18 protein-coding genes are annotated in these 18,172 nt (G+C 72.3%); 3 read left to right on the forward strand and 15 right to left on the reverse strand.

Going from position 1 to position 18,172, the window contains the following annotated elements; translation table 11 throughout:
- Window positions 1-421: 421 nt before the first annotated feature.
- From ABZS66_RS21985 to ABZS66_RS21995, 3 genes are all read right to left on the reverse strand, one after another.
- Complete coding sequence (locus ABZS66_RS21985) at window positions 422-1,387, reverse strand: MHYT domain-containing protein (RefSeq protein ID WP_354760392.1); 966 nt, start codon at window positions 1,385-1,387, stop codon at window positions 422-424.
- 113 nt (window positions 1,388-1,500) lie between these two features.
- Entirely contained in the window at window positions 1,501-4,266 is a 2,766-nt protein-coding gene (locus ABZS66_RS21990; protein WP_354760394.1) for a DEAD/DEAH box helicase, read from the reverse strand.
- Between the two features lie 21 nt (window positions 4,267-4,287).
- On the reverse strand, window positions 4,288-6,309 hold the full coding sequence (locus ABZS66_RS21995) for a hypothetical protein (RefSeq protein WP_354760396.1): 2,022 nt from the start codon (window positions 6,307-6,309) through the stop codon (window positions 4,288-4,290).
- Window positions 6,310-6,427: 118 nt separating this feature from the next.
- Between ABZS66_RS21995 and ABZS66_RS22000 the strand changes: the two genes are divergently transcribed.
- On the forward strand, window positions 6,428-7,135 hold the full coding sequence (locus tag ABZS66_RS22000) for an HAD-IA family hydrolase (RefSeq protein ID WP_354760398.1): 708 nt from the start codon (window positions 6,428-6,430) through the stop codon (window positions 7,133-7,135).
- Window positions 7,136-7,268: 133 nt separating this feature from the next.
- Complete coding sequence (locus ABZS66_RS22005; RefSeq protein ID WP_354760400.1) at window positions 7,269-7,643, forward strand: Hsp20 family protein; 375 nt, start codon at window positions 7,269-7,271, stop codon at window positions 7,641-7,643.
- Window positions 7,644-7,735: 92 nt separating this feature from the next.
- Here ABZS66_RS22005 and ABZS66_RS22010 read toward each other — a convergent pair whose 3' ends face one another.
- From ABZS66_RS22010 to ABZS66_RS22035, 6 genes are all read right to left on the reverse strand, one after another.
- Complete coding sequence (locus tag ABZS66_RS22010; RefSeq protein ID WP_354760402.1) at window positions 7,736-8,626, reverse strand: diacylglycerol kinase family protein; 891 nt, start codon at window positions 8,624-8,626, stop codon at window positions 7,736-7,738.
- 70 nt (window positions 8,627-8,696) lie between these two features.
- Window positions 8,697-9,599: a twin-arginine translocase subunit TatC gene (gene tatC, locus ABZS66_RS22015; protein ID WP_354760464.1), complete on the reverse strand. Its 903-nt coding sequence runs from the start codon at window positions 9,597-9,599 to the stop codon at window positions 8,697-8,699.
- An 83-nt stretch (window positions 9,600-9,682) separates the two neighbouring features.
- Window positions 9,683-9,949 carry a Sec-independent protein translocase subunit TatA gene (gene tatA, locus ABZS66_RS22020; protein WP_354760404.1) on the reverse strand — a complete coding sequence of 89 codons (267 nt, stop codon included), beginning with the start codon at window positions 9,947-9,949 and terminating at the stop codon, window positions 9,683-9,685.
- 191 nt (window positions 9,950-10,140) lie between these two features.
- Complete coding sequence (locus ABZS66_RS22025; RefSeq protein ID WP_354760405.1) at window positions 10,141-10,455, reverse strand: hypothetical protein; 315 nt, start codon at window positions 10,453-10,455, stop codon at window positions 10,141-10,143.
- A gap of 47 nt (window positions 10,456-10,502) precedes the next feature.
- Entirely contained in the window at window positions 10,503-11,456 is a 954-nt protein-coding gene (locus ABZS66_RS22030) for a WYL domain-containing protein (RefSeq protein ID WP_354760406.1), read from the reverse strand.
- On the reverse strand, window positions 11,453-12,448 hold the full coding sequence (locus ABZS66_RS22035; protein ID WP_354760407.1) for a WYL domain-containing protein: 996 nt from the start codon (window positions 12,446-12,448) through the stop codon (window positions 11,453-11,455). The genes ABZS66_RS22030 and ABZS66_RS22035 overlap by 4 nt, the downstream gene beginning before the upstream one ends.
- Window positions 12,449-12,563: 115 nt before the next feature.
- On the opposite strand from ABZS66_RS22035, the gene ABZS66_RS22040 reads away from it, so the two are divergent.
- The gene (locus ABZS66_RS22040; protein ID WP_354760408.1) at window positions 12,564-13,643 is read left to right on the forward strand and encodes a DUF3866 family protein; all 1,080 of its coding nucleotides are present in this window, start codon (window positions 12,564-12,566) and stop codon (window positions 13,641-13,643) included.
- Here ABZS66_RS22040 and ABZS66_RS22045 read toward each other — a convergent pair.
- The 6 genes from ABZS66_RS22045 to rfbA all read right to left on the reverse strand — a co-directional run bounded on the left by ABZS66_RS22045 (window position 13,629) and on the right by rfbA (window position 18,146).
- Window positions 13,629-14,231, reverse strand: coding sequence for a hypothetical protein (locus ABZS66_RS22045; RefSeq protein WP_354760409.1), 603 nt, complete (start codon window positions 14,229-14,231; stop codon window positions 13,629-13,631). The two genes, ABZS66_RS22040 and ABZS66_RS22045, sit on opposite strands and share 15 nt — an antisense overlap.
- A complete protein-coding gene (locus tag ABZS66_RS22050) occupies window positions 14,228-14,452 on the reverse strand; it encodes a hypothetical protein (RefSeq protein ID WP_354760410.1) in 225 nt (74 codons plus the stop codon). Before ABZS66_RS22050 ends, ABZS66_RS22045 begins: the two co-directional genes overlap by 4 nt.
- Window positions 14,453-14,544: 92 nt before the next feature.
- The gene (gene pafA / locus ABZS66_RS22055) at window positions 14,545-15,903 is read right to left on the reverse strand and encodes a Pup--protein ligase (RefSeq protein ID WP_354760412.1); all 1,359 of its coding nucleotides are present in this window, start codon (window positions 15,901-15,903) and stop codon (window positions 14,545-14,547) included.
- A gap of 35 nt (window positions 15,904-15,938) precedes the next feature.
- Window positions 15,939-16,538, reverse strand: a complete 600-nt coding sequence (gene rfbC, locus ABZS66_RS22060; protein WP_354760414.1) for a dTDP-4-dehydrorhamnose 3,5-epimerase — start codon at window positions 16,536-16,538, stop codon at window positions 15,939-15,941.
- The gene (locus tag ABZS66_RS22065) at window positions 16,535-17,149 is read right to left on the reverse strand and encodes a class I SAM-dependent methyltransferase (RefSeq protein WP_354760416.1); all 615 of its coding nucleotides are present in this window, start codon (window positions 17,147-17,149) and stop codon (window positions 16,535-16,537) included. Before ABZS66_RS22065 ends, rfbC begins: the two co-directional genes overlap by 4 nt.
- A 127-nt stretch (window positions 17,150-17,276) precedes the next feature.
- Window positions 17,277-18,146 carry a glucose-1-phosphate thymidylyltransferase RfbA gene (gene rfbA / locus ABZS66_RS22070; RefSeq protein ID WP_354760418.1) on the reverse strand — a complete coding sequence of 290 codons (870 nt, stop codon included), beginning with the start codon at window positions 18,144-18,146 and terminating at the stop codon, window positions 17,277-17,279.
- Window positions 18,147-18,172 lie beyond the last annotated feature (26 nt).

An 18,172-nucleotide genomic window follows, 5' to 3' on the forward strand; every position in this document is an offset into this window, starting at 1 on the left:
CGCCGCACGAAAGCCACGCCGCACGAAAGCCACGCCGCACGAAAGCCACGCCGCACGAAAGCCACGCCGCATAAGAACCACGCCGCATAAGAACCACGTCCACAGGAGCCACGCCCGCGGGGGGAGTCCGTTGGGCGACCTCAGCCGGACACATCCGAAATATCGCCCGGATTCCCAGTGGCAGGCGGGTGCGGTCCGTGATCGATGGAGAGTTCTGGCTGTCATGGCAACCAGAACTCGCCATCGATCATGGAGTCGGCCGGATGTCGCCCGCCGGGGCCGACCTGAACGCCACAAACCCGCCAGTAGCGGAGAACGGAGCCCAGGCCGCCGCGTCGACGTGGGCGAGCCCGACACGCAAGCGCCGCCGTCGGCCCCAGGTGACGCGGGCCCGCCGGCGGCGGTTGGAGGAGGCTCTGGGTTAGCGGCCGCGTTGGCGGCGGGCGTCGGCGATGCCGTTCGCGGCGCGGGCGGCGAAGGCCTGGGCGGCCTTGCCGCCGCCGTTCGGGTACGTCGGGGCCGAGCCGGAGCCGACGGCCGGGGACGGGGTCGGGGTGCTAGCCGACGTCGTGGAGCCGCCGAAGACCGGGCCGGCCGCGGCGTTGCGCATGGCCTGGCCGGACGCGATCTTGTCGTGGACCGCCTTCGCCTCGGCCTGCTCGCGCTCCGACGGGACGGCCATCACGGCGCTCGCCAGGGCGATGACCACGACCAGGACGAACAGGACGATCGGGGCCAGGAACCAGTTCACGTCCACGCCCGGCACCGGCTCGACCGCCTGGTCCAGGTGGACGTGCATCGCGGCCATGCCCGTGTAGTGCATGCCGCAGACGGCGACGCCCATGACCGCGGCGGCGGCGAGCGTGGCCGGGATGCCGCGGACCACGACCGTGAACCACAGCGCGACCGTCGCGGCGACCACGGCGATGGCGTAGGAGGCCAGGTAGAGGTTGTTCTGGTACTCGAACGTGCCGTTGATCTGCATCGCCGCCATGCCCGTGTAGTGCATGAAGGCGACGGACACGCCGGTGATCGGGCCGCCGAGCAGGACCTTCCACAGCTTCGGCTTGCCCAGGCCCACGATGAACAGGCCGATGCCGACCGTCACGACGGCGATGAAGAAGCTCGCCACCGTGATCGGCACGTCGTAGCGCAGCGGCGAGCCGGTCACGCTGAAGCCGACCATGGCCATGAAGTGCATGACCCAGATGCCGGTGCCGCCGATCGACCACGCGGCCAGCACGAGCAGCCAGGCCCGCCGGCGGGTGTCGGTCGCGGCGCGGGCGCGGGCCGTGCTCACCAGGCCGAGGAGGCAGCCGAGGAAGGACATGGCGTAGGCGAAGATCGGGGTGATCGCGCCATACGTGAAGTGGTGCAGTTGACCCACGGATAACCCTCCCGCGCCGAGCGGCTGTGCACGACCGGCACAAACCGGCGTGTGCATCATTGCGGATTCGAACGGCTTTTCCTAATCACAAGAGGTGAAACTTCGCTCCGTGATCAACCCATGACGCTGTACGCCAGAACGCCACGTGTCACCGCCGTCATCGCCTGCCGCGCGGTGCGGCGGACGCCCTCCGGCGCCCCGGTCGCGTCGGCGAGCTGGCCCAACAGGTCGAGCACCTGCCGGGACCAGCGCACGAAGTCGCCGGCGGGCATGTCGCCGTCGAGACCGTGCACACTGCCGAGCACCTTGGTCAGCGACTCCCCGCGCGCCCAGCGGTACATCGGCCACACGAATCCGAGGTCGAGCTCCCGGGTCAGCTGCAGGCCCCGTGAGTCCTCGTCCTCGCGCAGCTCGGCCCACAGCGAGAGGGTCTCGTCGACGGCTTCGGTGACCCCGCCCCGCGGGACCGACGCGCGGTCCTCGGCCTCCCGCCGAGCCTCGTAGACCAGGACGCTCGCAGCGGCGGCGAGCTCGGCCGGGTCGAGCTTGTCCCACACGCCCCGGCGCAGGCACTCGGCGACGAGCAGGTCGGTCTCGGACCAGATCCGGGCGAGCGTGCGCCCGGCGTCGGTGACGCTACCCTCGGTGGTGAGGTACCCCCGGTCGGTGAGCAGCCCGCACACCCGGTCGAAGGTGCGCGCGAGCGACCCGGTCCGGCTGGCCACCTTGCCCCGCAGCGCCTCGGTGTCGCGCTCGAGGCGGTGCCGCCGCTCCGCCCAGCGGGCGTGCTCCTCCCGGTCCGGGCAGCGGTGGCACGGGTGCCGGCGCATGGAGGCCCGCAGCGAGTCCAGCTCGGCGTCGTCGGCAGCCGGGGTGTTGCGGGACCGGCCGTGCCGCCGGTCGGCGGGGTCGAGGTCGAGGCGGTGCAGGGCCGCGGCCAGGTCCCGGCGGTCCTGGGCGGAGCGGTAGTTGAACTGCTTCGGCACCCGGACCCGGCCGAGCGGCTCGACGGCGCTGGTGAAGTCGGCGCCGGAGATCCGCCCGGCCCAGCGGTCCTCGGTGAGCACGAGCGGGCGCGGCTCGCCGAACCCGCGGCCGCCGACGCCCGGGTCGATGACGATGGCGAGGCCGGAGCGCCGGCCGGTGGGCACCCGGATGACGTCACCGGGGCGCAGCCGCTCCAGGGACTCCAGCGCCGCGGCCCGCCGCTGCTGGGCGCCCTGGCGCGCGATCGCCCGTTCCCGGTCCGCGATGGCCACGCGGATCCCGAAGTACTGCGAGAAATCCCCGAGATGGCAGGCCATCTCCCGCTCGTAGGTCGCCATCGTGTCGGCGTTGCGCTGCACCTGGCGGGCCAGCCCGACGACCGAGCGGTCGGCCTGGAACTGCGCGAACGAGCTTTCGAGCAGCTCGCGGGCGGCTGCCGACCCGACGCTGCCGACGAGGTTGACCGCCATGTTGTACGAGGGCCGGAAGCTCGACTTCAGCGGATAGGTGCGCGTGGAGGCCAGCCCGGCCACGTGCCGCGGGTCGACCTCGGGTGCCCAGACGACCACGGCGTGCCCCTCGACGTCGATGCCGCGGCGGCCGGCCCGGCCGGTGAGCTGCGTGTACTCCCCCGGCGTCAGGTCGACGTGCGCCTCGCCGTTGAACTTGACCAGCCGCTCCAGCACCACGCACCGGGCCGGCATGTTGATGCCCAGCGCGAGGGTCTCCGTGGCGAACACCGCCTTGACCAGGCCACGGACGAACAGCTCCTCGACGACCTCCTTGAACGCCGGCAGCATGCCGGCGTGGTGCGCCGCGAGGCCCCGCTCGAGGCCGTCGAGCCACTCCCAGTACCCCAGCACCTGCAGGTCGTCGGCCGGGATGTGCTTGGTGCGGGTCTCGACGATCGCGCGGATCTCGGCCCGCTCGTCCGGCCCGGTCAGGCGCAGCCCGGCCCCGAGGCACTGCTGGACGGCGGCGTCGCAGCCGGCGCGGCTGAAGATGAACAGGATGGCCGGGAGCAGCCCCTCGTTGTCGAGCCGCTCCACGATCTCCGGGCGGTGCGGCCCGGTCCACCGCCGCCCGCGCCCGCGCCGCATGTCGCCGGCGAGCTCGACGCGTCGCAGCATCTCCCGGTGGTACCGCAGCAGCTCCGGATGCACGTCGTGCTTCTGCGCGGCCTCGGCGTCGTGGAAGAGGTCGAACATCCGCTTCCCCACGAGCATGTGCTGCCACAGCGGGACCGGCCGGTGCTCGCTGACCACGACGGTGGTCTCCCCGCGCACGGTGACCAGCCAGTCGGCGAACTCCTCCGCGTTGGACACGGTGGCCGACAACGACACCAGCGTCACCGACTCGGGCAGGTGGATGATCACCTCTTCCCACACGGCGCCGCGGAACCGGTCGGCGAGGTAGTGCACCTCGTCCATGACGACGTACGACAGCCCCTGCAGCGTCCCCGACCCCGCGTACAGCATGTTGCGCAGCACCTCGGTGGTCATGACCACCACGGGCGCGTCGCCGTTGATCGCGTTGTCGCCGGTGAGCAGCCCGACCCGGTCGGAGCCGTAGCGCTGCACGAGGTCGTTGTACTTCTGGTTCGACAGCGCCTTGATGGGCGTCGTGTAGAAGCACTTACGCCCCTGTCGCAGCGCCAGGTGGACGGCGAACTCCCCGACGACGGTCTTGCCGGCCCCGGTGGGCGCGCAGACCAGCACGCCCGTGCCGCGCTCCAGCGCCTCGCAGGACTCCGCCTGGAACGGGTCGAGCGCGAACTCGAGCTCTTCGGTGAACTCGGCCAGCGCCGGGTGCCGCGCCACGTCCTCGGCCCGCAGGCGGGCCGCCTGGTACCGGTCGGCTGGGCTCAGATCCACGTCCTCGGTACCACTCACAGGACCAAGGCTAAGGCCTGTTCATAATTCCGGCGAAAGTGCCGGGCTATGTCGCAGTCCGGGGTGTGCGCCCCGTCGTTCCGGCGTGGCCGCCGACGTTGCCGCCTGCGCCTCATCCGGGGTGGTCGGGGGCACCGGCCGAAGGTGTCGGCTCGTACCGGTACTTCGCCGAGCACGCCGGCCGTCGCCACCCGATCGGGGTCGCTGGGGCTGCGCTGCGGCCGCCGAGGTCGCGCACCGGGACGGCGCGCTCCGGGACGGTGGGGTTCCGCATGACTCGGACAGGGCTCCTTGTAGCCCTTTGTTGATGGCCTCGACGCCGAAGGCGGCGAGGGAGACGCGGGCGGCAGACCAGTCAACGTGGGCCGAGCCGGGCTCGGTCGGTGCGGCGAGGACGGTGTGCGCGCCGATGAGCGCCGCGACGAGGTCACGATCGCCCTCCAGGCCGCAGGCCGTGCAGCGATGGTGGCGGCGGCGCAGGTCCTTGGCGACACGAGCGCCGCACAGGCAGTGCTGACTCCAAGCGGTTCGCCGCGTACCGGCCCGCAACAGTTGCATGCCGGGCGCTACCGCAGCGATCTCGTTGCGCAGCGCGGCCAGGAGTGTTCCTGGGCTGAACGCGTGCAACGCGCGTCCCCACCGCCGGGCCCACAGGCGCAGATCCGTGTCCTCTACGACGAGGTCGGTGCCGTGGACCGCAACGATGTCGGCGGCGGCCTGCCGTGCGCGGCTCCTGCGAGCCCGGGTCCGGGCCGCGCCGTCGGCCGCCGCCCGCGCGCGCAGGCGCTGATAGCCGGCGCTCAGCACGTCGCGCCGGAACGCCTGCACCGGGACGCCGGCGGTGTTGGCCCGTCGTGCGCCGCCCGGAGTCTCCACCTGTATCGGTGCCAGCCCGGCGGCGCGTCGGCGTTCAGCGCGGGCCTGCTGGCGGCTGGAGAGCTGGTACTGCGCCGGGTTCGCCGCGCGGCGGGAGCGCTGCAGCGCCCGGTCACGGCGCCGCCGCCGCAACCGCTCGGCCGCCAGACGCACGTCGTCGGCGCCGGTCCGCGCCACGCGGTTCGCCCGCAGGCCGCCGTCCGGGACCCGGACGTCCTCCCGGGCAGCCGGAATCGACACGACCGCGATGTTGGAGACGTTGACGTCCACGCCGCCCCGGCGGTGCAGCGCCGCAGCGGCCTGGCGGGCCGCCGCGACCTGAGGGGACACGTGACCAGGGCCGAGGATCATCAAATGGGCCTCGTAGCGCCAGCCGCCGGCCGCGCCCGGGTCCCGGTGCCGGACCAGGTCGACCTTGTGCCAGCGCTCCGGTTCCCCCAGGTAGTGCTCGACGACCGCGGCACGGCCCAGGCCTTGCGGCAGCCGCACCGGGAGCACCAGATCCCGGTCGGCGGTCCCGGTCAGCACCACCGCGAACGCGCCGTCGTGGTCCCACCACGACCGCACTCGCCGTCCGGACGCCGCCGGCAGCACCCGCGGCATGCGCCTCGGCTGCCGCAGCAGGCCACCGCGATCGAACGCCACCCGGTGCCCGGCGAGCGTCCCGACAAGCCGGAACGTCTCCCATTTCTGTGACCGGGTGTGCGACCGGGCCCGCCCAGCCACCCTCGAGAATTCCCACCAGTTTCCGACCCTGGGCCGTCCGTACCGCCGTCTGCTGGCATCCGCGAACAGGTGCCGATTGACGGTCTCCCACACCCCGTCCGCGAGGTGCATGGCCAGCGCCTTCGTCAGGTGGCACCGCAGCTGTGGCGCGCCGTCCACGTGCCGATACGACGCCCGCTCCAGTCCCGCCCGCGTCAGTCCGAGTCGCGTGCGCACCCTCGCGGGACCCACCCGGCGCCGCTCGCGTTCCGCGGCCCAGAACGCGTTCACGCGCGACCGCGCGTCGCGCTGGACGGCCCGGCGCACCGCGAACGCCGCAGCGAACACCCGCTCGACATGCCGGCGGACGCGCGGATCATGCACGTCCAACGGCAGCCGCAAGACCGACACGGGGCCGTCCCAGTGCCACGGCACCGCCGTATTGGGTCCCCGCTGCCCCATAGCAGTGAACCTAGCCGAACCACCCACACTGTCCCAAACTGCCGAATCGCCACCAAGCGCTTCCGGTTTCGGCCTTGGGCGACGAATGCCCGGATCCGCCTCTCGGTATCGTGCTCGCGTGCCGGAAAGCGAAGAACCTCGTCCGTCCCCGCGACCGATCGAGGCGGTGCTGCTGGACTTCCACGGGACACTCGCACAGGTGGAGGACCCCGTCCGGTGGGTCACCAGGGCGGCCGGCAGCGTCGGCGTCACGCTCGACCGGGGGCGGGCCACCGTCCTCGCCGACCGGCTCACCACGGCGGGGCGGGCCGGCGGGCCGAAGCCGCACCGGGTGCCGCCGCACCTGGCCGAGGTCTGGGCCGACCGGGACCTCTCCGAGCACGCGCACCGGGCCAGCTACGAGGGCCTGGCCGCGACCGTCGACGCCGACCTGGCCCAGGCGCTGTACGACCGGCTGCTGGTCGCCGACGGCTGGCAGCTGTACGCCGACACGCTGCCCACCCTGCACGCGCTGCGGGCCGCCGGGGTGCCGGTGGCGGTGGTCAGCAACATCGGGTTCGACCTGCGCAAGCTCGCCGACGAGCTGGGCTTCGCCGGCCTGGTCGACGAGTTCGTGCTGTCCTACGAGGTGGGTCGGATCAAGCCGGATCCGGCGATCTTCTTCAAGGCCTGCGCGGCGCTGCGGGTCGACCCGGAGCGGGCGCTGATGGTCGGCGACTCGCCCGCCGACGCGGGCGCGGCGGCGGCCGGCTGCAGCGTGCTTGTCCTCCCGGAGAGTGAACCGGGGCGGGTTCACGGCCTCGGGGGCATCCTGCGACTGCTGTGACGGCTGCGACGGCAGGTGTGGAAACGCCGCCCGCCGGGAATCACTGTCGCAACACCGCCTGTGCGCTTGTCGGCTCCGTGTCGCGGCGCGACAGTGCAGGGGCCATCACTTTCGCAACTCCGGAGGGTTCGTCATGCCTTTGAGCCGTTGGGATCCCGCCAGCGCCCTGGCCCGCATCGAGAACGACGTCGCCGGTGCCGCCCAGCACGCCCACTCCACCACCGTGCAGACCACGACCGACGGCGACGACCTGGTCATCACCGTCGACGGGATCGACCCGTCGAACGTCGACGTGCAGGTCTCCGGCGGCCGGCTGACCGTGCGCGGCCAGGGCGGCAGCAGCTCGTCGGACAGCCGTGACGAGGGCGGCGCCCATTTCCAGTCGTTCTCGTCGAGCTCCAGCTCCTTCGCCCGCAGCTTCTCCCTGCCGGAGGGCGTGGACGCCGACGACGTGGTCACGGAGCCGTCGGGCAACGGCGTCAAGATCCGCATCAAGAACGCCGCCTGACCCGCCACGAACCCCGCGATCTTGGGGTTGTGGTCCCGGATTTGTCCCCTATGTCGGACAAATGAGGGACCACAACTCCAAGATCGACGTCGTTAGTGGGCGAGTAGCGTCAGGGCGCCCGGGACGCACGTGATCGTCACCGGGAGGGGGCAGATGCGCTCGCCGTCCGCGTAGGCGGTCACGCCCTCGGCGGCCAGCTCGATGACCCGGGCGCGGAAGGTCGAGACGCGGGGGTCGCGGACGTGCGCGCCGATCTTGACCTTGGGGCGCAGCCGCATCAGGGTGAGCCGCCCCAGCGGCTCGGCCACGACCACGTCGAGCAGGCCGTCGGCCGGGTCGGCGTCCGGCACGATCCGGAACCCGCCGCCGTAGCTCTCCGTGTTGCCGACCGCGACGAGGACGGACGCGAACTCCCGCTCGTCGCCGTCGAGGCTCATGCGGTACCGCCGAGCCTGCAACGCCAGCAGTTCCTCCACGATCGCGCGGTTGTACCGCTGCGGCCCGCGGGGCCACCGGATGCGGTTGGCCCGCTCGTTGACGAACGCGTCGAACCCGGCCGCGAGCACCGCCCCGAACCAGGCCGTCGTCCCGTCCGCCCCGGCGACCCGCGCGAGGTCGACGGCCCGGGTGGTGGCGTCGCGCAGCGCGAGGGCGATCCCGCGCGCCGCGTCGAGCGGGTCGGCGGGCAGCCCGAGCCGGGCCGCGAAGTCGTTGCCCGTGCCGGCCGGCACGATCCCGAACGGCACGCCGGTCCCAGCCACGGCCTGGAGCCCGAGGTGCACGGTCCCGTCGCCGCCCATGGCCACGACGGCCGACCCGTCCTCGACAGCGGCCCGCGCGCCGGAGGCCATTTCGGCCACGGTACCGCCGGTGACGACGCGGACGACGGCCCCTTCGGCCGCGAGCCGCTCCACGACCACGGGCAGCAGCGCCGCCCGCCGGCCCTTGCCGGCGGTGGGGTTGGCGAGCAACGCAATGTTCACGGCGCAGATGCTAAACGTTCGAACGCCCCCGGCCGAGAGTCCGGCCGGGGGCGTTCGCGATGCGCTTGCGTTACGTGACGTCGTCGTAGCGGCGGTCCAGGGACCGTGGCCGCTCGACCGGCGCCGGGCCGTCGACCGGAGTCACCGGGTCGATCGGGTCGTACCCGCCGACGGAGCTGGCCGCGCCGACCGGCTCGACCTCGTAGTCGTCGAGCGTGGACGTCTCGTCGTCGCCGATGTCCGCGTAGGCCGGGCGGTTGCGGCCCTTGCGGCGGTCGTTGATCAGGGCGACGGCGACGGCGCCGAAGTAGAGCAGCGACATGGCGAGGGCGAGGCCGGTCATCGTGAACGGGTCCGGCGTCGGGGTGGCGACGGCCGCGAACGCGAAGAAGATGAAGACCACGAACCGCCACCAGCCCAGCAGCTTGCGGCCGCTGAGCACGCCGGCGAAGTTGAGCATCATCGCGACGAGCGGGAACTCGAACGCGACACCGAAGACCAGCATGCCGGTGGTGATGAAGTCGACGTACCGCGTGATGTCGAGCGACGTCGTCACGACGTCCTCGGGCGGCAGCAGGAACTGCAGGCCGTGCCCGAGGGCGAACCAGGCGAGGTACGCGCCGAGCGCGAAGAGCGGCGCCGCGATCGTCACGAAGATGTACGCGTACTTGCGCTCGTTGCGGTGCAGGCCCGGCGCGATGAACGCCCACAGCTGATACATCCACCAGGGCGCGGTGATGAGCAGGCCCAGCCAGAGGCCGACCTTCAGCTGGAGCAGGAAGAAGTCCGCAACGCCGAGCTGGACGAAGTTGCACTCACCGGTCCGCGGCTCGAGGACCTTGCAGACCGGATCCTTGACGAGCGAGATCGCCCGGCCCGACAGCCAGTAGCCGATGCCGAACCCGACCACGACCCCCAGGGACGCCTTGAACAGGCGGTTGCGGAGCTCGCGCAGGTGCTCCATGAGGGACATGGAGCCGTCCGAGGCACGCTGGAACTGCGACGGCGCCTTGGTCCGGCGCCGTCCCGGCAGGATGCTCACGACGCTGTGGCGCCTCAGCGCTCGCGCACGCGGTCGACCGGGTCGACCGTCGGCGCCGGCGAGGGCTTGTTGTCGTCGATCGTGCCGCTGAGCGGCGCACGGCCGGACTGCGCCTCGGCCTTGGCGTCGACGTCGTCGTCAGCGAGGCCCTTCGTCTCCGCCTTGATGATCCGGAGCGAGCGACCCAGCGAACGCGCGGCGTCGGGAAGACGCTTCGCGCCGAACAGCAGGATCAGCACCACCACCAGCACGAGGATGTGCCACGGCTTGAGTGCACCCATGTGAAGCCACCTCACTGTATTTGAGCTGCCCGACCCATGGTACTGACCACTTGGGGGTGAGGGCAGAGGCCGGGGTTAGCGGGTAAGGGTCCGGCCGCTGAAGTCTTGACGAGTGTTGACGCTGGAGCGCCGGATCGTCAACCATCCGTCCGGACAAACAACCAATTTGCCCGGTTGATCCGACAGGTTTCTTAACTGTAAGTGGACCCGGGTGATCCGAGCGCGGCGGCCGGGTGGGACGTCGCCTGAATATCTTCAGCACCGCGGCGAGCCTGCAGCACGAGCGCCTGGTCCTGCATCGACTCCAGGCGGGGCTGGAGCGCCTCGACGGTCGCCTGCAGCCGCACGAGGTGCGGCTCCACGCGCTGCTGACCGTCGAGCAGGCGCCGCTGCAGCGACTGGGCGACGATGCCGAACCGGCGCAGGGTCGCACCGACCTTGGCGGCGACGACCACCAAGACCACGAGCGCCAGGAGTACCACAGCGGCAGCGATCAGCCAGAGCACGAGGTCGACCTTAGTGCACCGCGCCCGGTCCGGCCCGGCAGGACGCCTCAGGCGGGCGTGGCGTAGGCGTCGAGTGCGCTGCGGGCCTCGGCGCCGACCGCCTGGGCGAGCGCCTGCGGGGCGACGACCGTCACCTCGGCGCCGAGCCCGAGCACCATCCGGCGGGCCCAGTCGAGATCGGAGGCGCGCAGCGAGACCGTCCAGTGCTCGCCCGGCCCGCGGACGACCTCCTCGCAGGGATACTGCTCGGTGATCCACCGGGCGCCCCGGCCGACCCGCAGGGTGATCAGCGGCAGGTCCGGCGTCGGCGTGAACAGCGTCCCGGTGCGGGTGTCGGTCGGCTGGGCCTGGCGGGGCACCTGGGCCGGCTCGTCGAGCTCGGTGGAGGCGTCGATGCGGTCGACCCGGAACAGCCGGACCGCCTGCGCGCGGCGGCACCAGGCCTCCAGGTAGGACCAGCGGCCGACGACGAGCACGCGCATCGGGTCGACGACCCGGTCGGTGGTCTCGTCGCGGGCGGCCGTGTAGTAGGTGATCCGCAGGGCGTGCCGGCGCTCCACCGCCCCGCGCAGCTCCTCCAGGCGGTCGGCGTTGCCCGGCAGCCGGACGGCGACCGCGGCGTCGGCCAGGTCGCCGGCCGCCTGCTCGATCTTGGCCAGGGCCCGGTGGACGCCGTCACGCTGAGCCACGCCGGGGGTCTCGGCGAGCATCCGCAGGGCGACGATGAGCGCGAGGGCCTCGTCGGGCGTCAGCCGCAGCGGCCGGTCGATCCCGGCGTCGTAGGTGAGGGTCACGCTGTCGCCGGCGAAGGCCATGTCGATGAGCTCGCCCGGCCCGTACCCGGGCAGGCCGCACATCCACAGCAGCTCCAGGTCGTCACGCAGCTGCCGCTCGGTGATCCCCTGGTCGTGGGCGGCCTCGGCGAGGGTGATCCCGGGCCTGGCCTGCAGATACGGCACGAGGTTGAGCAGCCGCCCGAGCCGCTCCGCTCCCCCGCTCATGCCAGCACCTCGAGCTCGGCGGGGTCGTAGGCGGCGGCGATGGCCTTGAGGCGCTGGATGACCGCGTCGCGGATCTCCGGCGGGTCGAGGACCACGACGTCGGCCCCGTAGCCGACCAGCCAGCCGGCGAAGAAGTCCACGTCGGCATACGCCAGCGTGAGCACGTCGCCGTCGGGCCCGGGCACGCAGGAGTCGGCCCAGCGCCGCACGCCCGCCGCCCGGCCCGGCCGGACCCGGACGGTGGCGCGGCCGGTGCGCTCGACCGGGCCGCTGGAGCGCGCCACGTAGCCGATCAGGTCGACGCCGGGCGGTGGCTCGTAGGCGCCGCGGCGGCCGGCCCGGCGCACGCCGCTGACGATCCGGGACAGCCGGAAGCAGCGCTCGGCGCCGCGGTCGAGGTCGTGCCCCACCACATACCACCGGCCGCGCCAGCACACCACGCCCCACGGCTGGAGCCGGCGGGTGTGGGCGGCGTCGCGCTCGGGCACGTGGTAGTCGAACGTGACCGCCTGCCGGTCGCGGACCGCGGCGGTGAGCGGCTCGAACGCCGAGTCGACGGTGACCACGGCCTCGACGCCGAGGGTGGCGTGCGGGTCGACGTCGATACCACCGGCGCGCAGCTTGGCCAGGCCGCTGGAGGCCGCGGCGGCCAGGCCGCTCTGCTGCCACAGCCGGGCGGCGATGCCGACCGCGGCCGCCTCGTCGGGTGCGAGGGGGATGTCGGGCAGCGCATACTCCCGGCGGGCGATGCGGTAGCCGGGCTCGTTGTCGAAGATGCTCGCCGTGCCGATCTCCAGCGGGACGCCCAGCTCCCGCAGCTCGGCCTTGTCCCGCTCGAACTTGCGCTGGAACGCCTCGTGGTCGCGCTCGTCCGACGGGTCGTGCTCGTAGCCGGGGACGATGGTGGCGATCTGGTCGGCGGTCAGGAAGCGGCGCGTAGCGAGCAGGCAGATCACCAGATTGACCAGGCGCTCGGTTCGGGTACGCGACACTCAGTGAACCTACCAGCCCGAACGCCTGTTCGGCGTCGCCCACACGCGCACGGAACGTGCCGTCTCGGACCGTCACCGCGCGTGAGCGGACCGTCGTTGCACTACCGTGGGCGCCGTGATCCGCTGGCGTTGGGGAACGGTGGGGGCGGTGCGCCGCGAGTGGCGGGGCAGCCGCGAGGTGGACGTGACGGTGGAGGCCCGCCGTCCGGAGGATCCGGCGACGGTACGGGCGCTGGCGTACCCGGCGCTGGTCGGCACGCCGGAGCCCGGGGACCGGGTGCTGCTCAACCTCAACGCCCTGGCCCTGGGGCTGGGCACGGGCGGGTACGCGCTGGTCGTCGCGGTACCGGACCGGCTGCCCGAGGACGTGGACGTGCCCGGGCACGTGGTCAAGGCGCGGTACACGCCGCTGCAGGCGGTCGTGCTGGCGGCCGACGAGGAGGCCTCGCCGCTGCGCGGCGACCTGGCCGGCGCCGCCGACCTCGGCGGGATGCCGGTGGTCGTCGCCGACCTGCACTCGGCGCTGCCCGCGGTCGTCGCGGGCGCCCTCGCGGCGGCCCCCGGCGCGCGGATCGCCTACGTGATGACCGACGGCGGTGCGCTGCCGGCCTGGTTCTCCCGCACGCTCGACGGGCTCGGCCCGCTGCTGGCCGGCACGGTCACCACCGGGCAGGCCTTCGGCGGCGACCTGGAGTCGACGAACGTGCACAGCGGGCTGCTCGCCGCGCGGCACGGCCTGCGGGCCGACCTGGCCGTGGTCACCCAGGGGCCGGGCAACCTCGGCACCGGCACGTCGTGGGGCTTCTCCGGGGTCGCGGCCGGCGAGGCGGTCAACGCGGTCGCCGCGCTCGGCGGCCGGCCGGTGGCGGCGCCGCGCATCTCCGACGCCGACCCGCGCCCGCGGCACCGCGGGGTGTCGCACCACAGCCTGACCGCGTTCGGCCGGGTGGCCCTCGCGCCGGCCGACCTCGTCATGCCGTCCGATTTGCCGCCCGGCCTGGCCGGGCCGGTGCGCGACGCGCTCGCGCCGCTGTGCCCGCCGCACACGCTGGTCGAGGTGCCGTCGGCGGACCTCGCCGACGCGTTGGGCGCGCTGCCGGTCAAGCTGTCGACCATGGGCCGCGGGTTCGCCGAGGACCGGGCCTACTTCCTCGCGGCGGCCGCGGCCGGCCGGTACGCGTCAGGCCTTCGTTAGGGCGGCGTTGGCGACCGACTGCAGCTGCGGCAGGTGGTTGGCGTCCGGGTTCGCCCCGGCGAGCAGGTAGACCGCGACGACCGCCTTGCCGCGCTTGGCGAGGAGGGTCTTCGACCTGTCGCTGAGCGCCGCCTCGCCGACCCCGCCGACCGCCTCCAGCTTCGCGATCGTCGTCCACAGCTGCTGCGCCTGGGCGGCGTCGGCGAAGGTGAGCGCGACGACGGTGACCTGGTCGCCCCCGGCGTTGCCGAACGGGCACATCCGGGCGCGGGCGTTGAGCCCGAGGCTCTGGACGGCCTGACCGTACTGTGCGACGGCCGCCGCGCCGTCGCCGGCGCTCGGCTCGACGGCCAGCCCGGTCGACTTCTGCACCTGGGCGGCGGTGATGAGGCCCTGACAGCCGTCGGTGTTCACGGCCGGCGGCAGGCTCGCCGAGGGCAGCGGCATCGAGGCGCCGGCCGCGGGCGGTGCTGCGCTGGCGGGCAGCGGCTGGCGCCGCTCACCGTCGTCGGTGCAGCCCGCGGTGAACGCGACCAGCGCGACCAGGCCGGCGGTCAGGGCGGCCGCCGGCGCCATCGCGCTCCTCATGCCCACACCAGGATGGCGGCGAAGCCGCCGACGATGACGGCGAGCACGAGAGCGAGGATCCAGGTCGGGATGGCCGGGCCCTCGGTGCGGTTGCGCTCGACCTCCTCGCGGATGCGCTGCAACCGGCGGCCGTGCCGGGTGCGGGCCGGCTGGTCGGGGTTGAAGTCGGCGGTCGGGAAGGAGCGGGGCCGCTGCTCGGGCGGATTGGGCTCGTCATACATGGTGACGGCCAGCCTAACCCGAGGCGGCCCCGCTTTCTCAACTCGCCGGTAACAAAACGGGTCCGGCGCCGACCGAAGCGCTCGGCAGGGCGTCACATGCTCGCGATCAGCCGGTCGACCCGCTCGTCGTAGGCCCGGAACGGGTCCTTGCACAGCACGGTGCGCTGCGCCTGGTCGTTGAGCTTCAGGTGCACCCAGTCGACGGTGAAGTCGCGGCGGCGCTCCTGGGCGTGCCGGATGAACTCGCCGCGCAGCCGGGCCCGGGTGGTCTGTGGCGGGGTCTCCTTCGCCTCGAAGATCTCCAGGTCGGTGGCGACCCGGTCGACCGTCCCGCGCTTCTCCAGCAGCCCGTAGAGGCCCCGGCCGCGGCGCAGGTCGTGGTAGGCCAGGTCCATCTGGGCGACCCGCGGGTGCGACAGCGGCAGGTCGTGCTTGGCCTGGTAGCGCTCGATGAGGCCGAGCTTCGTCACCCAGTCGATCTCGCGCTCGACGCTCTTGAGGTTGTCGGTCTCGACGGCCAGGAGCACCCGGCCCCACAGGTCCATGACCCGCTTCGTCGCCGCGTCGGCGCCGCGCCGGTCGAGGAACTCGGTCGCCTTGTCGAAGTACTCCTGCTGGATCTCGAGGGCCGAGATCTCCTTGCCGCTGGCCAGGCGCACCCGGCGGCGGCCGGTGATGTCGTGCGACACCTCCCGGATCGCGCGGATCGGGTTCTCCAGGGACAGGTCGCGCATCGCCACGCCGGCCTCGATCATCCGCAGGACGATGTCCGCCGTGCCCACCTTGAGCAGCGTGGTGACCTCGTTCATGTTGGAGTCGCCGACGATCACGTGGAGCCGTCGGTACCGCTCGGCGTCCGCGTGCGGCTCGTCCCGCGTGTTGATGATCGGGCGGGACCGGGTGGTCGCCGACGAGACGCCCTCCCAGATGTGCTCGGCCCGCTGCGAGAGGCAGTACACGGCGCCGCGGGGCGTCTGCAGCACCTTGCCGGCGCCGCAGATCAGTTGGCGGGTGACCAGGAACGGGATGAGGATGTCGGCCAGGCGGCCGAACTCCCCGTGCCGGCTGACCAGGTAGTTCTCGTGGCAGCCGTAGGAGTTGCCGGCGGAGTCGGTGTTGTTCTTGAACAGGTAGATCTCGCCCGCGATCCCCTCGTCGTGCAGCCGGCGCTCGGCGTCGACCAGCAGGCCTTCGAGGATCCGCTCGCCGGCCCGGTCGTGGACGACCAGGTCGGGCACCGAGTCGCACTCGGGCGTCGCGTATTCCGGGTGGGAGCCGACATCCAGGTAGAGGCGCGCGCCGTTGCGCAGGAAGACGTTGCTGGAACGACCCCACGACACGACACGCCGGAACAGGTACCGGGCGACCTCGTCCGGGGACAGGCGGCGCTGTCCCCGATAGGTGCAGGTGACCCCGTACTCGGTCTCAAGGCCGAAAATTCGCCGGTCCATGTACAGACATTAGCCGCCTGGCGGCGGATCCGGCGCTATTGCTGCCGCAGACTTTGCGTGTAGGCCTCGCAGGCGCCGTAGTCCGGCAGGCGGCCGGCGGCGAGCATCTCGGCGAGCGAGGGCGCCGCGGCGTCCCGCGCCGACAGTTGCGGCGCCTCGGCCGGCCACTCGATGGCCAGGTCGGGGTCCAGCGGGTGCACGCCGTGCTCGCCGGCCGGGTTGTAGACCTCCGAGCACGCGTAGGTGAGCGTGGCGTCGTCGGTGAGCGCGCAGAACCCGTGGCCGAGGCCCTCGCCGATGTACACCGCGCGGCGGTCGACGTCGTCGAGCAGGACACCCTCCGACCGGCCGAACGTCGGCGAGCCGACCCGCAGGTCGACGATCACGTCGAGGACCGCGCCGCGCGTGCACGTCACGTACTTCGCCTGACCGGGTGGCACATCGGCGAAGTGGATGCCGCGGACGACATCCTTCGCCGAGACCGACAGGTTGCCCTGGGCGAGCCGGAGCGGGTGACCGATCTCGGCCGCGAGCCGGTCGAAGCGGTACCACTCAGTGAACAAGCCTCGTGGGTCGCCGTGCAGCACGGGAGTGACCTCCCAGGCGCCGGCGACCGACAGCTGGCGGAATTTCATGGTTTACGGGCCACCGTCACGAACTCGTTGTAGGTGAAGACCTTGCCGGTCGGGCGCGGGAACGGGAACGAGTACTGCCGGTCCAGCGTAAGCCCGAGGTCGGTGCAGATCTTGCCGACTTCGTCGAAGCCGGAGAACCTGATGTGGGTGGCGTCGCTGGCGAAGCCGCGCTCCTGCGGCGTGATGAACACGGCACGCCCGCCCGAGCGCAGGAACGGCAGGTAGGAGCCGATGATCTCCTTGGCCTGCTCCTCCTCGACGTGCTCGATCAGATGCGCGCCGAGGATCGCGTCGAAGCGCCCCGGGGTGGCGTATTCGGACTTGAAGAAGTCCTCGATGGTGAACGCGGTGAGGCCGGCGGCCCGGCAGACCTCGATCGAGGTCGCGTTGTGGTCGACGCCCACGCCGTTGCCGTCGAGGTGCGAGAGATTGCGGCCGATGCCGCAGCCGACGTCGAGCGTGAAGCCGAGCTCAAGACGGCGAATGTTCCACCGGTAGGGGGCCTGCACGTTCAGTGCCCGTTTCCAACCGGCGCCACCGAGGCGCTGCAGACGGTCGGTGTAGTCAACGCCTTCGGTCGCGCCGCCGGAGGCCTTCAGGGTCTCACTCACCGGCACACCCTTTCAGACCGGTTCACCCGGAGCAAGTACCCCATCTCACCCATCGCACACCCAACGGCTCACCCGCCGACTCACCCGCCGGCCGGTTCGCCGGATCGAGCGGGGTGAAACGCTTGGCTCAGGAGGTCCAGTCGAGGAGCTGGACGAGGTAGTCCCCGTAACCGCTCTTGCGCAGCGGCTCGGCGAGCGAGCGCAGGTGGGCGTCGTCGATGAAGCCGGCGCGCCAGGCGGCCTCCTCCACGCAACCGATCTTGAGGCCCTGCCGCTCCTCGATCACCCGCACGAACTCGGAGGCCTGCACCAGCGAGGCGAACGTGCCGGTGTCCAGCCAGGCGGTGCCGCGGTCGAGCACGATCACGTGCAGTTCGTCGCGCTCGAGGTACGTCGCGTTGACCGCGGTGATCTCGAGCTCGCCACGGTCGCTGGGCTTGAGCCGGCGGGCGATGTCGACCACCTGGTTGTCGTAGAAGTACAGGCCGGGCACCGCGTAGCGGGACTTCGGCTGCTTCGGCTTCTCCTCGATCGACAGCACCCGGCCGGTCGGGTCGAACTCGACCACGCCGTAGTCCTCCGGGTTGGCCACCGGGTAGGCGAAGACCCGGCCGCCGACGAGGTCGGCGTTGTCGGCCAGCCGCTGGCCGAGCTGCGCGCCGTGGAAGAGGTTGTCGCCGAGCACCAGCGCGACGGACTGCCCGCCGATGAACTCCTCGCCGATGATGAACGCCTGGGCGAGGCCCTCCGGTCGCGGCTGCACCGCGTAGGAGAGAGAGAGGCCCCACTGGCTGCCGTCGCCGAGCAGGCGCTGGAACTGCGACTGGTCCTCGGGCGTGGTGATGACCAGGATCTCGCGCACACCGGCCATCACGAGCGTGGTGAGCGGGTAATATATCATGGGTTTGTCGAAGACTGGCATGAGCTGCTTGGAGACAGCCTTCGTCAGTGGCCAGAGTCGCGAGCCGGTCCCGCCGGCGAGGATTATGCCACGCACGCCAGACACCTTAGCGGGCAACCGAA

This window comes from Dactylosporangium sp. NPDC005572, from assembly GCF_040605515.1.
In the GTDB taxonomy this organism is placed as follows: domain Bacteria; phylum Actinomycetota; class Actinomycetes; order Mycobacteriales; family Micromonosporaceae; genus Dactylosporangium.

Bases quoted from the DNA above. Each gene is read 5' to 3' on its own strand.
- ABZS66_RS21995 (WP_354760396.1), bottom strand. From the start codon at position 6,309: ATGGGGCAGCGGGGACCCAATACGGCGGTGCCGTGGCACTGGGACGGC.
- ABZS66_RS22005 (WP_354760400.1), top strand. From the start codon at position 7,269: ATGCCTTTGAGCCGTTGGGATCCCGCCAGCGCCCTGGCCCGCATCGAG.
- tatC (WP_354760464.1), bottom strand. From the start codon at position 9,599: ATGTCCCTCATGGAGCACCTGCGCGAGCTCCGCAACCGCCTGTTCAAG.
- tatA (WP_354760404.1), bottom strand. From the start codon at position 9,949: ATGGGTGCACTCAAGCCGTGGCACATCCTCGTGCTGGTGGTGGTGCTG.
- ABZS66_RS22030 (WP_354760406.1), bottom strand. From the start codon at position 11,456: ATGAGCGGGGGAGCGGAGCGGCTCGGGCGGCTGCTCAACCTCGTGCCG.
- ABZS66_RS22045 (WP_354760409.1), bottom strand. From the start codon at position 14,231: ATGAGGAGCGCGATGGCGCCGGCGGCCGCCCTGACCGCCGGCCTGGTC.
- ABZS66_RS22050 (WP_354760410.1), bottom strand. From the start codon at position 14,452: ATGTATGACGAGCCCAATCCGCCCGAGCAGCGGCCCCGCTCCTTCCCG.
- pafA (WP_354760412.1), bottom strand. From the start codon at position 15,903: ATGGACCGGCGAATTTTCGGCCTTGAGACCGAGTACGGGGTCACCTGC.
- rfbC (WP_354760414.1), bottom strand. From the start codon at position 16,538: ATGAAATTCCGCCAGCTGTCGGTCGCCGGCGCCTGGGAGGTCACTCCC.